This window comes from Rhodococcus sp. OAS809, from assembly GCF_040546695.1.
In the GTDB taxonomy this organism is placed as follows: domain Bacteria; phylum Actinomycetota; class Actinomycetes; order Mycobacteriales; family Mycobacteriaceae; genus Rhodococcus_F; species Rhodococcus_F qingshengii.
In genome coordinates this window covers 1954198-1971217 of record NZ_JBEPOI010000002.1, presented here as the reverse complement: position 1 = coordinate 1971217, position 17020 = coordinate 1954198, and the positions used below count along the sequence as shown (strand labels likewise).

12 protein-coding genes are annotated in these 17020 nt (G+C 64.2%); 7 read left to right on the top strand and 5 right to left on the bottom strand.

All coding sequences use genetic code 11. The features are described from left to right. The first annotated feature begins 129 nt into the window (after positions 1-129). From guaB to ABIE52_RS12095, 3 genes are all read left to right on the top strand, one after another. Complete coding sequence (gene guaB, locus ABIE52_RS12105) at positions 130-1653, top strand: IMP dehydrogenase (protein ID WP_003940903.1); 1524 nt, start codon at positions 130-132, stop codon at positions 1651-1653. Positions 1654-1680: 27 nt separating this feature from the next. Beyond that, positions 1681-2820 carry a GuaB3 family IMP dehydrogenase-related protein gene (locus tag ABIE52_RS12100; RefSeq protein ID WP_003940976.1) on the top strand — a complete coding sequence of 380 codons (1140 nt, stop codon included), beginning with the start codon at positions 1681-1683 and terminating at the stop codon, positions 2818-2820. A 173-nt stretch (positions 2821-2993) separates the two neighbouring features. Next, on the top strand, positions 2994-4748 hold the full coding sequence (locus tag ABIE52_RS12095) for a GMC oxidoreductase (RefSeq protein WP_003940689.1): 1755 nt from the start codon (positions 2994-2996) through the stop codon (positions 4746-4748). A 69-nt stretch (positions 4749-4817) separates the two neighbouring features. On the opposite strand, the gene ABIE52_RS12090 is transcribed toward ABIE52_RS12095, so the two are convergent. Both ABIE52_RS12090 and ABIE52_RS12085 read right to left on the bottom strand, forming a co-directional pair. Next, positions 4818-6575: an Ig-like domain-containing protein gene (locus ABIE52_RS12090; RefSeq protein ID WP_158170552.1), complete on the bottom strand. Its 1758-nt coding sequence runs from the start codon at positions 6573-6575 to the stop codon at positions 4818-4820. 51 nt (positions 6576-6626) lie between these two features. After that, on the bottom strand, positions 6627-8396 hold the full coding sequence (locus tag ABIE52_RS12085) for an Ig-like domain-containing protein (RefSeq protein WP_003940887.1): 1770 nt from the start codon (positions 8394-8396) through the stop codon (positions 6627-6629). A 367-nt stretch (positions 8397-8763) separates the two neighbouring features. Between ABIE52_RS12085 and guaA the strand changes: the two genes are divergently transcribed. Beyond that, positions 8764-10335, top strand: coding sequence for a glutamine-hydrolyzing GMP synthase (gene guaA / locus ABIE52_RS12080; protein ID WP_007727510.1), 1572 nt, complete (start codon positions 8764-8766; stop codon positions 10333-10335). A gap of 55 nt (positions 10336-10390) precedes the next feature. Here guaA and ABIE52_RS12075 read toward each other — a convergent pair whose 3' ends face one another. Together ABIE52_RS12075 and ABIE52_RS12070 are read right to left on the bottom strand one after the other, a co-directional pair. Beyond that, positions 10391-10624: a hypothetical protein gene (locus tag ABIE52_RS12075; RefSeq protein WP_003940832.1), complete on the bottom strand. Its 234-nt coding sequence runs from the start codon at positions 10622-10624 to the stop codon at positions 10391-10393. Beyond that, positions 10621-12006 (bottom strand): PspC domain-containing protein, encoded by a 1386-nt coding sequence (locus ABIE52_RS12070; RefSeq protein ID WP_192712582.1) that lies wholly within the window; start codon positions 12004-12006, stop codon positions 10621-10623. The genes ABIE52_RS12075 and ABIE52_RS12070 overlap by 4 nt, the downstream gene beginning before the upstream one ends. Positions 12007-12242: 236 nt before the next feature. Between ABIE52_RS12070 and ABIE52_RS12065 the strand changes: the two genes are divergently transcribed. Genes ABIE52_RS12065 through ABIE52_RS12055 form a run of 3 tightly spaced genes read left to right on the top strand, consistent with a single transcriptional unit; the run spans position 12243 to position 15683 of the window. Further along, positions 12243-13523 carry an ATP-binding protein gene (locus ABIE52_RS12065; RefSeq protein ID WP_037125680.1) on the top strand — a complete coding sequence of 427 codons (1281 nt, stop codon included), beginning with the start codon at positions 12243-12245 and terminating at the stop codon, positions 13521-13523. Continuing rightward, positions 13520-14179, top strand: coding sequence for a response regulator (locus ABIE52_RS12060; protein ID WP_003940972.1), 660 nt, complete (start codon positions 13520-13522; stop codon positions 14177-14179). The genes ABIE52_RS12065 and ABIE52_RS12060 overlap by 4 nt, the downstream gene beginning before the upstream one ends. A 49-nt stretch (positions 14180-14228) precedes the next feature. After that, positions 14229-15683 (top strand): MFS transporter, encoded by a 1455-nt coding sequence (locus tag ABIE52_RS12055; RefSeq protein ID WP_192712581.1) that lies wholly within the window; start codon positions 14229-14231, stop codon positions 15681-15683. On the opposite strand, the gene ABIE52_RS12050 is transcribed toward ABIE52_RS12055, so the two are convergent. Continuing rightward, entirely contained in the window at positions 15680-16888 is a 1209-nt protein-coding gene (locus ABIE52_RS12050) for an MFS transporter (protein WP_192712580.1), read from the bottom strand. The two genes, ABIE52_RS12055 and ABIE52_RS12050, sit on opposite strands and share 4 nt — an antisense overlap. Between the last annotated feature and the right edge of the window lie 132 nt (positions 16889-17020).

Below are 17020 nucleotides of genomic sequence, written 5' to 3'. Positions count from 1 at the left end.
AAAAGGTGCCAGGAATTTCTTTCCGTGCAGGCGCCTTCTATCCGATATCCAGCTTTCGTAATCCGTTTCGAGGCGGCTGCTACAGCGGTCGCCCTGGGCGAATCTAGGTCCATGGAGGGTCCTGACCGCATGAGTAGTTCTGCAGGACATGTACACACCGGAGGAGACGACCCCAACAAGGTCGCGATGCTGGGACTGACATACGACGACGTGCTGCTGTTGCCTGCTGCGTCCGACGTCATCCCGAGCCAGGTCGACACGTCCAGTCAACTGACCCGCGACATCCGTCTGCGGATTCCGTTGGTCAGTTCTGCGATGGACACCGTCACCGAGTCGCGCATGGCAATTGCGATGGCACGCGCCGGCGGCATGGGTGTTCTGCACCGCAACTCGTCGGTTGAGGTCCAGGCAGGACAGGTCGAGACGGTCAAGCGTTCCGAGGCCGGCATGGTGACCGATCCCGTCACGTGTAAGCCGACCGACACGATGGGTGAGGTCGATGCGAAGTGCGCTCGTTTCCGCATCTCGGGTCTGCCTGTCACCGACGACGCCGGCCAGCTGGTTGGCATCGTCACCAACCGGGACATGCGTTTCGAGGTCGACCAGAACCGCCCGGTCGCGGAGATCATGACCAAGATGCCCCTGATCACCGCTCAGGAAGGCGTCACCGCTGACGTGGCACTGGGTCTTCTTCGTCGGCACAAGATCGAGAAGCTGCCGATCGTCGACGGCAACGGCAAGCTCACCGGTCTGATCACGGTCAAGGACTTCGTCAAGACCGAGCAGCATCCCGACGCCACCAAGGACCGTGACGGTCGACTGCTCGTCGGCGCTGCAGTCGGTGCCGGCGATGACGCCTTCCAGCGCGCGATGGCGCTCACCGATGCCGGTGTGGACGTACTCGTGGTGGACAGTGCGCACGGGCATTCGTCCAACGTTCTCGACATGATCGCCAAGCTCAAGCGTGAACTGGGCGAGCGGGTTCAGATCATCGGTGGCAACGTCGCTACGCGCGCGGGTGCTCTGGCACTGGTCGAAGCCGGCGTCGATGCCGTGAAGGTCGGAGTCGGCCCTGGTTCCATCTGCACCACCCGCGTCATCGCCGGTGTCGGTGCCCCTCAGGTCACGGCCATCCTGGAAGCGGTTGCCGCGTGCAAGCCTCTCGGTGTGCCCGTCATCGCTGACGGTGGACTCCAGTTCTCCGGAGACATCGCGAAGGCTCTTGCCGCAGGTGCGTCGACGGCCATGCTGGGTTCACTCCTGGCCGGTACCGCTGAATCGCCCGGCGAACTGATTCTGGTCGGCGGCAAGCAGTTCAAGAGCTACCGCGGAATGGGTTCGCTCGGCGCGATGCAGTCGCGTGGCGAGGCCAAGTCGTACTCCAAGGATCGGTACTTCCAGGACGACGTGCTGTCCGAGGACAAGTTGGTTCCGGAAGGCATCGAAGGACGTGTTCCGTTCCGTGGCCCGCTCTCGCAGGTGACGCACCAGCTCACCGGTGGTCTGCGCGCTGCCATGGGATACACGGGGTCGGCGACGATCGAGCACCTGCAGAACGCTCAGTTCGTCCAGATCACGGCGGCCGGTTTGAAGGAAAGCCATCCGCACGACATCACGATGACTGTCGAAGCACCCAACTACACCGCTCGTTAGCAACCAGTACACGAGAAAGGGGCGCGCGTGCGCGACCTCGTTGAGATCGGCATGGGTCGAACGGCCCGACGTACCTACGAGTTGGACGATGTGAACATCGTTCCCTCCCGGCGAACTCGTTCGTCGAAGGAGGTGTCGACTGCTTGGCAGCTCGACGCTTACAGGTTCGACATTCCTGTCCTCGCACATCCCACCGACGCGTTGGTCTCGCCGACTTTCGCGATCGAGTTGGGTAAGCGCGGCGGCCTCGGTGTCATCAACGGTGAAGGCCTGTGGGGCCGTCACCCCGATGTCGAGGAGAAGCTCCGGCGTCTCGTCGAGATCGCCGAGAAGGACGGTGGCGTCGACGCGGCCATCCGCTACCTGCAGGAGCTGCATGCGGCTCCGCTGCAGGCCGGTCTTCTGGCAGCTGCGGTGGCGCAGGTCCGTGATTCGGGGGTCACCACTGCCGTTCGCGTCAGCCCGCAGAATGCGCGCGCACTGACGCCGGAGCTGATCAAGGCGGGCATCGACCTCCTGGTCGTCCACGGCACGATCATCTCGGCCGAGCACGTCGTGCACACCGAGCAGGAACCGCTCAACCTCAAGACGTTCATCTCGGAACTCGACGTTCCGGTTGTCGCGGGTGGGGTCAGTGACCACCGCACCGCGCTGCACCTGATGCGTACCGGCGCTGCCGGTGTCATCGTCGGGTACGGGTCTACCGAGGGCGCAACCACCACCGGTGAGGTCCTGGGCATCGGCGTTCCGATGGCCACGGCCATTGCCGATGCTGCAGCAGCCAGGCGCGACTACCTCGACGAGACGGGTGGACGCTACGTCCACGTCATCGCCGACGGTGACATCGCAACTTCGGGTGATCTGGCGAAGGCCATCGCCTGCGGTGCCGACGCTGCCGTTCTGGGCACGCCGCTGGCCGTGTCCGCCGAGGCGCCGGGTGGTGGCTGGTACTGGCCGTCCGCTGCGGCTCATCCTTCGGTTCCGCGTGGAGCACTTCTTCCGGTTTCCTATGGTGAGCGTCCGAGTCTGGACCAGGTTCTGAGCGGCCCTTCGGACGATCCGTACGGTTCGCTGAACTTCGTCGGTGGTCTCCGTCGGTCGATGGCGAAGGCCGGATACTCCGATCTCAAGGAGTTCCAGAAGGTCGGGCTGACAGTCCGCGCGTAGTTTGTACCTTTCTGTGGCCCCGGTTCTTCGTGAACCGGGGCCACAGTTCGTTGTGCAGGACTTTCTTCCGTTCCTGATACTTGCGGTTACGCTTATGGGGCCCCTTGTGGTGGTAGTCACAAGGGATAGGTGCATACTGGCGGGTAACTACGGTTCACGGTGGAGGTGTCCTGATGGGCAAGCAACGGGCAACGGACTACGACGTACTGATCGTCGGATCCGGGTTCGGCGGAAGCGTGAGCGCGCTTCGTCTCGTGGAGAAGGGCTACAAGGTCGGCGTCATCGAAGCCGGCCGACGGTATGCCGACGAAGATTTCGCGAAGACCAGTTGGGATCTCAAGAAGTTCCTCTGGGCTCCGAAGCTGGGGTGCTTCGGCATTCAGCGCGTGCACCTGTTGCGCGACTGCCTCATTCTCGCGGGCGCAGGCGTCGGCGGCGGGTCGTTGAACTACGCCAACACGCTGTACCAGCCGCCGGAGCCGTTCTTCCAGGACAAGCAGTGGGCGCACATCACCGACTGGCGAAGCGAGCTCACCCCGTACTACGAGCAGGCTCAGAAGATGCTCGGCGTCGTGCAGAATCCGCACATGACGCCCGCTGACGAGATCATGAAGTCGGTCGCCGACGACATGGGCGTCGGCGACACGTTCATCCAGACCCCTGTCGGCGTCTACTTCGGTGAGCCGGGCAAGAAAGCGAAGGACCCGTACTTCGGCGGCGTCGGACCCGAGCGCACCGGTTGCATCGAGTGTGGCGAGTGCATGACGGGCTGCCGTCACGGAGCGAAGAACACGCTCCTCAAGAACTATCTGGGCCTTGCCGAGACAGCCGGCGCCGAGATCATTCCGATGACCACCGTGTCCGGGCTTCGTGAGGCTCGCGACGGTTCGTGGGACGTGTTCACCGAGCGAACCGGTGCATTCGGACGAAAGAACCGCCGCACCTACACGGCTGCGAACGTCATTCTCGCGGCCGGAACGTGGGGCACTCAGCATCTGCTCTTCGACATGAAGGACACCGGAGCGCTGCCCAAGCTCTCCGACAAGCTCGGCGAGCTGACTCGAACGAACTCCGAATCCATTGTCGGTGCAGGCAAGTACAAGGTCGATCCCGCACTCGATCTGACCCGCGGAGTGGCGATCACCTCGTCGTTCCACCCGAGCAGCGACACCCACATCGAGCCGGTCCGCTACGGCAAGGGATCGAACGCGATGGGCCTGTTGCAGACCTTGATGACGGACGGCGGCGGCAAGACGCCCCGATGGATCAAGTTCCTCGGTGTGGTTGCGAAGAATCCGTACCAGATGTTGCGCATGTTGACGGTCAAGGACTGGAGTGAGCGCACGATCATCGCGTTGGTCATGCAGAACCTCGACAACTCCATCACCACGTACACGAAGAAGGGCCTGTTCGGTCGACGCAAGGTCACCAGCAAGCAGGGCCACGGTCAGCCGAACCCGACGTGGATCCCGGAGGGCAACGAGGCGACGCGTCGAGTTGCCGAGAAGATCGACGGCGTCGCGGGCGGCACGTGGGGCGAGATCTTCAACGTTCCACTGACGGCGCACTTCCTCGGCGGTTGCGCTATCGCGTCGGATTCCGATCACGGCGTCATCGATCCGTACCACCGCGTGTACGGCTACCCGACGCTCAGCGTCGTCGACGGCGCAGCGGTCTCGGCCAATCTCGGAGTTAATCCGTCGCTGACCATTGCCGCTCAGGCCGAGCGCTCGGCCTCGCTGTGGCCGAACAAGGGGGAGACCGACCTGCGTCCCGCCCAGGGCAGCGGCTACGAGCGTTTGGCTCCGATTGCACCCAAGTCGCCTGTGGTGCCGGCGTCGGCTCCGGCCGCGCTGGTCCTGCCGATCGTGAAGATCACCGGCGGCAAGACAGCTACCGCTGTTCCGGCGGAGCCGGCAGCCGGATAGTTCGCCGCGAACGAAGATGGGGCGTGTCGTCGAGGATTCGACGACACGCCCCATCTCTGTTTCAGAGTGTCAGCCTCCTAGCGACCCGAACAGAGTGCCGAGGTCGAGGCTGCCGGTCCCGCCTCCGGGCCCGCCGTCCGTATCGCCGGGGACGGTCAGGGTCTGCGGCGCGGATGCGGAGGCCGTGTAGCCCGAAGCGCCCACGAATTCGGCGGTGACACTGTAGGTCCCGGAGTTGTAGAACGTCGCCGGTACCGTTGCGACACCGTTGACCACGTCGACCGGTCCACCGATGAGGGTGTCACCGACCTTGAACTGGACCTTGCCCGTGGCGCCGGACGGATCGACCGTTGCCTTGAGCGTTACCGGGGTGTTCTTCTGAACAGTTCCGACAGCGTCGAGAACCGTGGTCGTCTCGACGTCGGCCGGAGCCGGCGTCGTCACACTGACCGGGAATGCCGGGGCAGCGGACGGCGCGAATCCTGGTGAGCCCGTGAACTTCGCGACAACCTTGTGCGTTCCGGTCGAGGTGAAGGTGTACGGAGCGACGGCAACTCCGTCGGTTCCGACCGGAGCACTGACCGTTTCGGTGCCGTCGACGATGAAATCGACGGTGCCGCCGGTACCCTGCGGATCGACCTTGGCAGTCAGGTTGACGTCCTGTCCGACCTTCGCGGTCGACGGCGAAACCGTGGCGGTAGTGGTCACGGCGTCCGGCGGTGCATCGGTCGTGACGGTCACGATCTTGGCCGACGCCGACGTCGACGCCAGGAACCCGGGGGCTCCGCTGTAGCTCGCGGTGATGGAGTGCGGTCCGTCCTCGGTGAAGGTCGGGGAGATGCTGGCCGACCCTCCGGTTACCGGCGCGGCGTCCTCGAGTGGGTTGTCGCCGTCGAAGAACTGGACGGTTCCACCGTTTGCGCCGCCGCTCACGTTGGCTGACAGGGTGACGGGAGTTCCGTTCTTGGCGTTGGCCGGTCCGACGACTGTGGTGGTGGTTGCCTTGTCCGCCTCGATGATCCGCGTCGTGGCGAGGGGGCCTGCGCCGCTGTTGAGCGGACCGTTCTCGGCGTCACGCGGGGTGCATCGCGTGGGTGCCCAGGCGGTGATGACCAGGGTGGCCTTGGGGAGGAACGTGAGGAAGTTACGATCGTTGTTCCACGCTCCCGCGCTGCCGCCGGTGCGTACCTTCATCGCGACGTCCCCTGAATCGCCGGCCTTGAGAACTGCCTTGACCTGGGGGAGCTGGAACTGCGTGTAGCCGTCGGCATTGTTGGAACCGTCGACGTTCTTGCCGGTCGCCTTGACGACGATGCCGCCCTCGGAGTTGATGCTCGAGCTGGGGCTGTTTCCGATGACCTGGTTGTTTCCGGAGAGGCGCAGAATCGTTCCGTTGGGATCGACGTTGCCGTTCTCGTTGACACGCAGGATGTTCGGCGCGACACCGCTGAGCCCAGCCGAGGTGCCGGGGACGATGGTGGCTTCCACCAGGGTGGCGTTCGCAGGAACGTCGACGTCGACCTTGATGCGGGAGACGTTCTGGACGGTCGCCCCGGAAGCGGAGCCGGGAAAGGCGATGGGGCCGGGTTGGATGGTGACCTCGAAGGTCTCACCGGCGCCGATGGATTCCGGTGCGTCGACGATGACCGAGCCGGACTGTGACTGCGTGGTCGGACCGGCGACAGCGGACGGGGTTGCCAGGCAACTCGTGCCGAAGGTTGTTGTCACGGGGGCCGCTGATGCGGGGATTCCCGCGAGGATGACGCCACTGGCGAGTGCCGTGGCGGCGATCGGCGCCGCGATGCGACGTCTGGAGTACACGAACATGGATTCTCCTGAGCTGGGTACGGGAGTGGTGTCCAAAGCTGATGTGGGGGACTAGCTTCCGAAGAGCGGGATGAGGCCGCTGAGCGAACCGGTGTCCACGCTTCCGGTGCCGCCGCCGTCGGTCGGTGCGGTGCCGACCTGCACGACCGTCGGGCCGGAGACGGAGTTCTTCCAACCGGCGTCGCCGACGAAGTTGGCAGTGAGGCCGAACGTTCCCTCGTCGTCGAAGGTGTGCGTGAGTGTCGCGACGCCGTTGACGACGGCAACGGGTGCGCCGATGGGCGTCGTGCCGGACTTGAACTGGATCATTCCGTTTGCTGTTCCGGGTGCGACGGTGGCCTTGAGCTGCAATGCCTTTCCGACCTGAGCCGAGCCGCTGACGGTCAGAGACGTCGTGGTGTCGGCGCGGGCGGGTTCGGGATCGGTGACGTTCACCGTGAACGACGTGGACGTGGAGCCGATGAATCCGGTTCCGCCGGAGAACTCTGCCGTCACGGCTGCAGCGCCCGCTGATGCGAAGGTGTGCGGGAGGATCGCGACGCCGTCACCCGTGCCGACCGGTGCGGTACCGACCTCGGCGCCGTCGACCTTGAACGTCACGGTTCCGCTGCTCGGGATGGGGGAGACGGTGGCCGAGAGGTTGGTCGGTTCACCGACAACAGCGGTGAGTGGTTCGACAACGGTGGTCGTGGTTCCCCAGTCGGGATCGCTGACGTCGAGTTGGGTTGCGGTGGAGACGGAATCGCCGTAACCGGCCTCGCCGGTGAACACTGCGGTGAAGCTGTGGGTACCCGAAGCGTCGTAGCTGCGGGTCAGGGAAGCCGTTCCGTTGACTACAGCCACCGGTGCGCCGAGGTTGGTCTCGCCGTCTTTGAACTGCACCGTGCCCACGGCGTTTGCCGGTGTGACGACAGCGCTCACGGTGATGCTGTCACCTACCAGCGCGGCGTTCGGGGCCGAGATCGTGGTGGTGGTGTCCGCGGAGACGTCGACGGTCTGGACTCCGGAGGTCGAGCTGTGGAATCCCGGACCGGCGTTGTACGCGGCGGTGATGTCGTGGGCGCCGACGCTGTCGAAGGTGTGGGAGAGGGTGGCGCTACCGCCCGAGACCGGGACCGGTGAGCCGATGTCGTTGCCGCCGTCCTTGAACTGGACGGTGCCGCTCGCGTCGGACGGCGCAACTGTCGCGGTCAGGTCGACCGGCGTGCCGACCTTCGCCGTTGCCGGTGCAACCAGTGTGGTTCCGGTGGCGACAGACGGGTCGACTACCTGGACGTTGACGTTGATGGGGTTGAGGCCCTGCTGTGTGCTGAAGGCGTTGACGTCGAAGAGCATGCCGCTGTCGTACGTCCCGAATGCTGTGCCGACGGGGACCGTGTAGGTCGCTTCCAGCGTGACGGGTTGGTTCTTCTTGACGACGAATCCACCGACCAGGAAGGTGCAGCCGCTCGAGCACTTCGCGGAGACTCCGCCATCTGATTCGTTGCTGATCGTGGCCCGGTTGGTCACACCCAGGTAGGTGGCCTTGGCGCTGCCCGGCACGAGGACGAATCCTGCGGGCGGGATGTCACGGATCTTTGCGATCGACCGTTCGATGCCGCTTTCGTTGTGCTTGATCTCGGTCTTGTACGTGACGGTGTCGCCTGGGTGAACTGCCGCGTTCCCGATGACACTCTTCGTGAAGATCAGGTTGTCGGTCGTGCCGGTGAAAGTGGTCGGCGGGGCTTCGTCAGCAGTGGCCGGCGTGCCGAGGACTAGAAGTCCGGCGGCAGCCGTCACAGCCGCGACAGGTATGGCGAGTCGTCGTATGAATCGACGCACAGGTCCTCCTCGAGGTGAGCGCCGTTCGGCGGCGCCGGCCGTTTGCGATCGTGATCCTGATCACTTGACGGGCGAGATTACCTTTACTGGACGTTTGGTTCAGGCGAATCGGTCAAACGTCCAGAAAATTCACCCTTCGTCCATTTCGGGCTCTGGCCTGCGATGATGCTGCCGAATTGATTGCCGAAGCTAAGGTGCGGGTGATCGGGGCGCCGTTGACCTGGACGGTGGTCTAGATCCGCGCGAGGTCGCTGCGCAGTTCTGAGGGGCGGCCTTTGTAGTGACGTACCTCGCGCTCGCTCGGTCGAGTAGCGGGCTGAGTCCATGCATGCGCAGAAGCGCTGGCTGCGGCGATTAGACTGCACCTGTGGCAGATATCGAGCAGCAGAGACCAGTTCTTGTCGTCGACTTCGGGGCGCAGTACGCGCAGTTGATCGCACGGCGAGTTCGCGAAGCCAAGGTCTACTCGGAGGTGATTCCGCACACCACGACCGTCGAGGAGATCGTGGCCAAGAACCCCTTGGCTGTTGTGCTCTCGGGTGGGCCCTCGAGTGTCTACGCAGACGGTGCTCCCAAGCTTGATCCCGCACTGTTCGATCACGACATTCCGGTTTTCGGAATCTGCTACGGATTCCAGGCAATGGCAGGCGCCCTGGGCGGCACCGTCGCCGAGACCGGTACCCGCGAATACGGCCGAACCGACATCGCGGTATCCGGCGGATTGCTCCACGACGGTCTTCCCTCGACGCAGCCGGTATGGATGAGCCACGGTGACGCCGTCACCGAAGCGCCTTCCGGCTTCGAGGTGACCGCGACCAGCGACGGTGCTCCCGTCGCGGCGTTCGAGGACCGCGCCCGCAAGCTCGCCGGTGTGCAGTACCACCCTGAGGTTCTGCATTCCCCGCACGGTCAGCAGGTCCTGAGCCGCTTCCTGCACGAGATTGCCGGTATTCCGGCAGCGTGGACGGCGTCGAACATCGCCGATGCGCTTATCGAGCAGGTTCGCGAGCAGGTCGGAGACGGACACGCCATCTGCGGTCTGTCCGGTGGCGTCGACTCCGCTGTTGCTGCGGCTTTGGTTCAGCGCGCAATCGGCGACCGGTTGACATGCGTCTTCGTCGATCACGGTTTGATGCGAGCCGGTGAGCGCACGCAGGTCGAGCAGGATTTTGTCGCGGCAACCGGCGCTCGTCTGATCACCGTGGATGCCGCGGACACCTTCATCGGTGAGCTGGCAGGCGTCACCGATCCCGAGACCAAGCGCAAGATCATCGGCCGCGAGTTCATCCGCAGCTTCGAAGGCGCAGTCAGTGATGTTCTGGGCGAGAACGCATCTCATGGTGCGACCGTCGACTTCCTCGTCCAGGGCACGCTCTACCCGGACGTCGTGGAGTCGGGCGGCGGCACGGGAACTGCAAACATCAAGAGCCACCACAATGTCGGCGGGCTGCCGGAAGACCTGCAGTTCAAGTTGGTCGAACCGTTGCGTCTGCTGTTCAAGGACGAGGTCCGTGCAGTGGGCCGCGAACTCGGCCTGCCCGAAGAGATCGTCGGACGCCAGCCGTTCCCCGGTCCCGGACTCGGTATCCGCATCATCGGTGAGGTCACCCGCGATCGCCTCGAGATCCTGCGTCAGGCAGATTCCATTGCGCGCGAAGAGCTTACGTCTGCAGGCTTGGACGGAACCATCTGGCAGTGCCCGGTCGTTCTCCTCGCCGACGTCCGAAGCGTGGGCGTGCAGGGTGACGGCCGGACGTACGGTCATCCGATCGTGCTGCGTCCGGTATCGAGTGAAGACGCGATGACCGCGGACTGGACGCGTCTGCCGTACGAGACCCTCGAGCGCATCTCGACTCGAATCACCAACGAGGTTGCGGACGTGAACCGCGTAGTCCTCGACGTGACGAGCAAGCCGCCGGGAACTATCGAGTGGGAGTAAAAACAACTGTGCGCCTTTATTAACCCCCCGCGGTTAATAAAGGCGCACAGCAGTTTTACTTCCGGTTGCGCCGATTCGGCAGAATCACCAGCAGTAGTCCAGCCACGACGGCGGCACCGACGAACAGCCAACGGAATTGAATGTTCGCTGCCGGCGCCAGAGAGAACGGCCCGACCAACGCCCACACACTGACCAGAAGTGCGGCCAGTCCGGCGATCAGCAGAAGTGCCGAGGGGCGCTTGGATTCTCGGGTCTCGTCGTGCTCTGTGGTCTCGTCGTATTCGCTCATGATTGCGTCACCTTCAGACTGCCGAACGTTGCTTTGGCGTTGATGGTCAGTGTGGGCGAATCCGGTGTCGCCTCGCGGCCCCGGTGTACTCCGCCGTCGAGGCAACCGGATCCGTCACCCATGACGACGGTGCAGCTGTTCTTGACGTTGACGGTTGGTGGCACCATGACGACGAACTCGCCGAACGACGCCGCGACGTCGATGGTCTTGTCCTCGGTGAACTTGACCCCGTTGAGGTCGAGAGTGAAGCTTCCGAAGGCTCCCGAGTACGACGGATCCAACTCGGAAGCGGTTGCCGGAGTCCATCTTTGCTCACCCGAGGCGTCGAAATCGATCGGGTAGACCAACGAGGCGAGAAGTACGAAACCCACGAGCGGTCCGGTGACGACCAGCAGGCCGTACCCCTTGCGGAAGAATGCCCCGAGGATCAGGCCGAGCGCGATGACGGCGAGTCCGACAGCACCGACTCGGCCGGGAGTGAACCACTCGTTGCCGGTTGCCGCGCCCGCTGCCCCGGTGACGGCGGCGACGATGATCGCGAGTCCGAGCACCGTCAGCGTCCATCGCGAGCGACGCTTACGTGGTGGCAAAGGCAGCAGCGGCGTGGCTTTGACTGCCGGGTCCGGGAGATCCCAGGCGAACGGAGCGACACCGAGCGGATCCCAGGAGGGCGGTGTGATGGCGGCCTCGCCGATCACCTCGGTCGGATTGGCGGCGGCTGAAGCGCTCGGGTCCTTCGACAGGTTGATCGTCGGATGATCGGCCTGAGATTGCGGTGACTGTTCGGCCGGCCGTTCCTCGGGCACGTAGGTGTCGGGGAGTTTTGTGTACGGCGTGTACACGGGCGGCTGATTGGGTGCGAAGTATCCGGGAGTGAACGGCCCGGGCGTGAATCCCGTGCCTGGATACGCGGTACCCGCGCCGACGTACGGTGACGTGCTCTGCGGCAGCGCAGGCGGGACCGGCGCTCGTTGGTAGAGCAGCCACAGGCCTCCGACCATCAGAATCAGCCCGATCAGACCGGAACCACCCAGGCCGACGCCGACAGGCCCGACGGTCGTAGCCGCGATGGCGAGAGCCACCAACAAGACGATGGTCTTGGTACTGGAATCGGAGCTGTGTCCGCGGCCCATCAGCGACTGTGCGGGGGACGATCCGTCACCGGCGCGGGCGAGCACCAACCACCCGGCGAGGTAGAGAAGGATGCCTGAACCGCCGAAAATAGTGGAGGCCACAAACGCGACACGTACCAGAATGGGGTCGATGCCGTACCGGTATCCGATTCCGGCGCATACCCCGGCCACGTGACCTTGTGCCGGCAGACGCACGGGGCGGGTCCGCCACAGATCCTGGATCTGTTCTTGGAAAGTCGGATTGTTCATGAATCAATCCTGGCTTCCGGGGCGGCCTCCGCGCATCAGGGCCAACCCTGATCTTTGTGACGATCGGGGCCAGGGGCGCCGCCCTGATTCAGGGTTGGACCCTGATGTGACTGCGAGTGGTTCGTGCCAGTATCGACTATGTGCAATATCTGTCAGATCCGCCGTTCGTGAGCGGTCCCGCTCCCGGGTTCACGGGAGGCCCGCCCGTCAACGGGGTACCGGTGCATGCCGTACCCATGAAGAAGGGTGTGCCCATTCCGGGCGGTGTTCCATTGCGAAAGCTGGAGCGGCGCTCCGGCGGTCGCATCGTCGCCGGTGTTGCAGGCGGTATCGCCGATCATCTCGGGATCGACGTTCTGAAGGTTCGAGTCGCCTTCGCGATTCTGGCGGCGATGGCCGGATCCGGCATCGTGATTTACGGCGCCCTCTGGATCTTCACCTCCGCCGGCACGGACACCCAGAAGCCGTCCGCGGCCGAGCGGCAGCGGGCGTACGGCTTGATCGCACTCGGATTGGGCGGCGCAGCCGCGTTGTCCTGGCTGTTCAGCGGCACGGCGGGTTCGGTGCTCGCACCGTTCTTCGTCGTCGCGATCGGTGCCGCTTTGGTGTGGCGCGAGTTCGACTCCGACGGTCCCCGGACCGTCATCGGCTTGCCGCAGCGGCCTACCGTTCTCACGTGGGCGCGGGTGGTCGGGGGAGCGACGTTGATCATCTTGGGTCTCGGCGTCGTCGTCCTCGCTCAGGTCGACCTCGAAGCACTGCGCTCGTCCCTGCTGGCCGTGGTTGTGACGCTGATCGGTGTCGGTTTGTTGACGGTGCCGCTGTGGCTGCGGATGTGGCGGGCTCTCGGCGCCGAGCGTGCGGCCCGGATTCGCAACGACGAACGTGAAGAGATCGCCTCGCATCTGCACGACTCCGTACTTCAGACGTTGGCGCTGATTCAGAAGCAGTCCGACAATCCGCAAGAGGTGGCGCGCCTGGCCCGTGGTCAGGAACGCGAGCTGCGCAAGTGGTTGTTCAGCGGCGGGGATATCGACCACACGAGCCTGACCGAAGGTCTGAAGATCATCGCCGGTGAAGTGGAGGACCAGCATGGCGTCACGGTCCGCCCCGTCACGGTCGGCGACGTACAACTCGAAGGCGAAGGCGTCGAGAACGGTCTGCCCAAGGAAGCGTTCACCGCGCTCCTCGGTGCGACGCGTGAAGCTCTCGTGAACTCGGCAAAGCACTCGGGGGAGAAGGAAATCAATCTTTTCGCCGAGGTCGAGGGCGACCAGGTCAGTGTGTTCGTTCGTGATCGCGGAGTTGGATTCGACGTCAATGCGGTGCCGGAGGACCGTCAGGGTTTGGCCAAGTCGATTCGTGGTCGCATCGAGCGACGGGGTGGCCGCGTCGTGGTTCGATCCGACATCGGAAAGGGCACCGAGATCCGCGTGCACATGCCGCTCGGTGACTCTGCTCTAAAGTGGGACCAGACTGCTGACCGTGTCGACAACCCCGAGGAACAGCCCCAGTGACTTCGCTTGCGCCGCCCCCGTACCGCGTATTTCTTGTCGACGATCATGCAGTGTTCCGCTCCGGGGTGAGGGCGGAACTCTCGCGCGAGGCAGACATGGACGTAGTCGGTGAAGCCGGTGGCGTCGCTGAGGCGATCGCGGGTATCAACTCGACGAAACCGCATGTCGTTCTGCTCGATGTCCACATGCCTGACGGTGGTGGAGTGGCAGTTCTGCGCGGAATCGATTCCGGCCCGGTGTGCTTGGCGCTCAGCGTTTCCGATGCGGCCGAGGATGTGATCGCGGTGATCCGCGGCGGCGCGCGCGGGTACGTGACCAAGACGATCTCGGGATCCGAACTGGCCGAGGGTGTACGACGCGTTGCCGGTGGTGACGCAGTGTTCGGGCCTCGCCTGGCAGGCTTCGTACTGGACTCCTTCACCGGGCGTTCCAATGCACCCGAACCGCAACTCGATCCGGAACTCGACTCGCTGACTCCGCGAGAACTCGAAGTGCTCAGATTGCTGGCACGTGGGTACACCTACCGTGAAATCGCCGAGGACCTGGTGATTTCCGTGAAGACGGTCGAGACTCACGCATCGAACGTCCTGCGAAAGACTCAGCAGTCCAATCGCAATGCGTTGACGCGTTGGGCACATCGTCGCCAGATCGACTGAATTCCCGCGCGCTCTTTCGCGATTGCGTGTGAAGGCGCACCATGGACCGATGACGGAACCACTGGCGCTCGCGTCGAAGCGTGGGCGTTGGGTTGTCGCCGCCACCGTTCTCGGCTCGAGCATGGCTCTCCTCGACGGCACCGTCGTCAACATTGCTCTTCCTCACATCGGTGAAGAACTGGGTTCCGGTGTCGCCGGACTGCAGTGGACGCTCAGCGGTTACACCTTGGCCTTGGCGTCGCTGATTCTGCTCGGGGGAGCGCTCGGTGATCGTTGGGGTCGGCGACGGGTATTCGTGTGGGGGACGGTCTGGTTCGCGGTCGCGTCGTTGCTCTGCGGAATTGCACCGGACATCACGTTTCTGGTGATTGCACGAATCCTGCAGGGAGTGGGAGCTGCGCTCTTGACACCTGGCAGCCTTGCCATCATCTCCGCGTCACTTCGTGAGGAGGACCGCGGCGCGGCAATCGGATTGTGGTCGGGTTTAGGTGGTGTTGCCGGCGCCATCGGACCGCTTTTCGGTGGTTGGCTGGTGGAAGTGGCGGGATGGCGATCGGTATTCCTGCTCAATATCCCGCTGGCGATCGTCGTGGTGTGGGCAGCGGTGCGCCATGTACCGGAGAGCGGCGACCCGCATCCGCCCGAGCACCTGGACGTGGTCGGATCTGCCTGCGCAGTAGTCGGTCTCGGCGCACTGACGTACGGGCTGATCGAGGTCAACCCGATAGTCGGGCTGATCGGAGTGATCGCGCTCTGCCTGTTCGTCGTGGTGGAACGACGCTCACCGAGTGCCCTTGTGCCGCCGTCCCTGTTCCGTTCGCGGATGTTCGTCGCGGCCAATCTGGTGACCCTTGCGGTCTATGCGGCGCTGGGCGGTGTGTTCTTCCTGCTCGTGCTGCAACTGCAATTGGTTGCCGGGTACTCGCCGGTGGCTGCCGGCGTCGCAACGGTACCGATCACCTTGGCATTGCTGCTGTTGTCTTCGCGCGCGGGCAGTTACGCGCAGACGCACGGACCGCGATTGCCGATGACGGTCGGGCCCGCCGTTGCCGCGGTGGGGTTGGTGTTGATGACGCGGATCGGCCCGGATGCGTCGTACCTGACCGTCGTGCTGCCGGGAGTTCTGGTGTTCGGGCTCGGCCTGGCGGTGATGGTCGCGCCGTTGACCGCCGCGGTGCTTGGTTCGGTACCGGTGGAGCAGTCCGGAATCGCGTCAGGTGTGAACAATGCCGTTGCTCGCACGAGCCAGCTTCTTGCGGTTGCGGCCTTGCCCGCTCTCGTGGGCATTGATGCCGAGAGCCTGGTCGATCCGACGAGTTTCTCCGACGGGTTCCGGTACGCGATGTACATCTGTGTGGCACTGCTGTTGGTCGGTGCAGCGATCGCCGCGACGCTGATCCGAACTCCGACAGTAGAGCCTGTTCAGGAAGCGGATTCGGTTGCCTGCAAGCCGCATTGTGATCTGACGGGACCTGCAGTGCAACCGAATCCGATGAGGGACTAGACGCTGATGTCGCGATCGCGGCTGGGCACCAAGGGAATTGCTGCGGCGGGAAATGCCGCGACTATCGCGAAGGCGAGCGGGTAGCCGACCGCGCCGATCAGCGCACCGACCACCGGGCCCACTGCTGACGCGGCAACGAACTGCCCGGTGTTCTGTGCGCCCAATGCTTTTCCTTGCCATTTCGGCCCGGCAGCTTCGGCGACGGAAGTGAATGCCAAACCGTTGTCGGCGACGCTGATAGTGGTTGCCAGCAGCAGGATCAAGGCGGGAACGCCCCAAGGCGCTGCGCCGGCTGCCGCCATTGCCAACATGACCGCAGACGCGGAGACGGCAACCAACCGCAGCGGGCCTACTCTGCTTCCGGCGCGATCACTCCAGATGCCGACAACGATGCGTCCGAGTGCACCCACGAACTGGGAGATCCCGATCAGGAGCCCAGCGGGCGCAGCGTCCCATACTTGCTCGCTGATCAGCCAGACCAGACCGAATGTCGAGAGGGTGAACTGCGGAAACACCAGCAGTGCCGAGACGACGTGAATGCGCCACAGGAACCAGTTCGAGCGATAAGGATTTACCGTTTCGACCGGGATGTCTGTGGGCCGCGCCGCCGGCCGCGGGGGATTGATCAATGCGACGGCGCAGATCAGGGCGAGAACGCCGTTGAGAGCTACCGACAGTCCGACAGCCGAACCGATTCCTACGTTCGCAGCGAGAGTCGGGATGGTCAGCGACGCGATGGTCACGCCCAGGGGCTGTGACATCTGCCGGATTCCCATCGCGAGGCCGCGCCGATCCTTGGGAAACCAGCCGACCACAACACGTCCACTGGCAGCGTTGGTGCTCGCCGCAGCCATTCCGCCCAGCAGAAATGCGATCCCGAGGAGGGTGTAGTTGTCGGTGGTGGTCGCGGCCAGCGCGGCGATCGCCGTCAGGCCGAGCCCGATGGAGATGACCCATTTCTCGCCGAATCTGTCAGCCATCGCTCCCCACGCCACCAGCGTGAGAACCATGCCGAAAGTGGGTGCAGCGGCCAGAGTTCCGGCCTGCGTCAACGAGAGGCCGTGCTCGGAATGCAGCAGCGGGATCAAGAAGGCGGGGGTGCTGACGAAGACGGTGCCTGCGGCCTGGGCTGCGACGCCGATTCCGAGCATCGTCCACGCCTTCGGGGAGACGGCCGTCTTTTCCAGCCGCGACGCCTGCGTCATGGTGCCCTCCGATCTCTACGCTGTTCGACGATGCCGACGCTACTCGCGTGGTTTCACATGTTGAAACCAAAATCCCACTATTTGGTCAAACGCGGACGGTTCAGGGTGCGAAGTGCCCACCCCTTTTCGAGC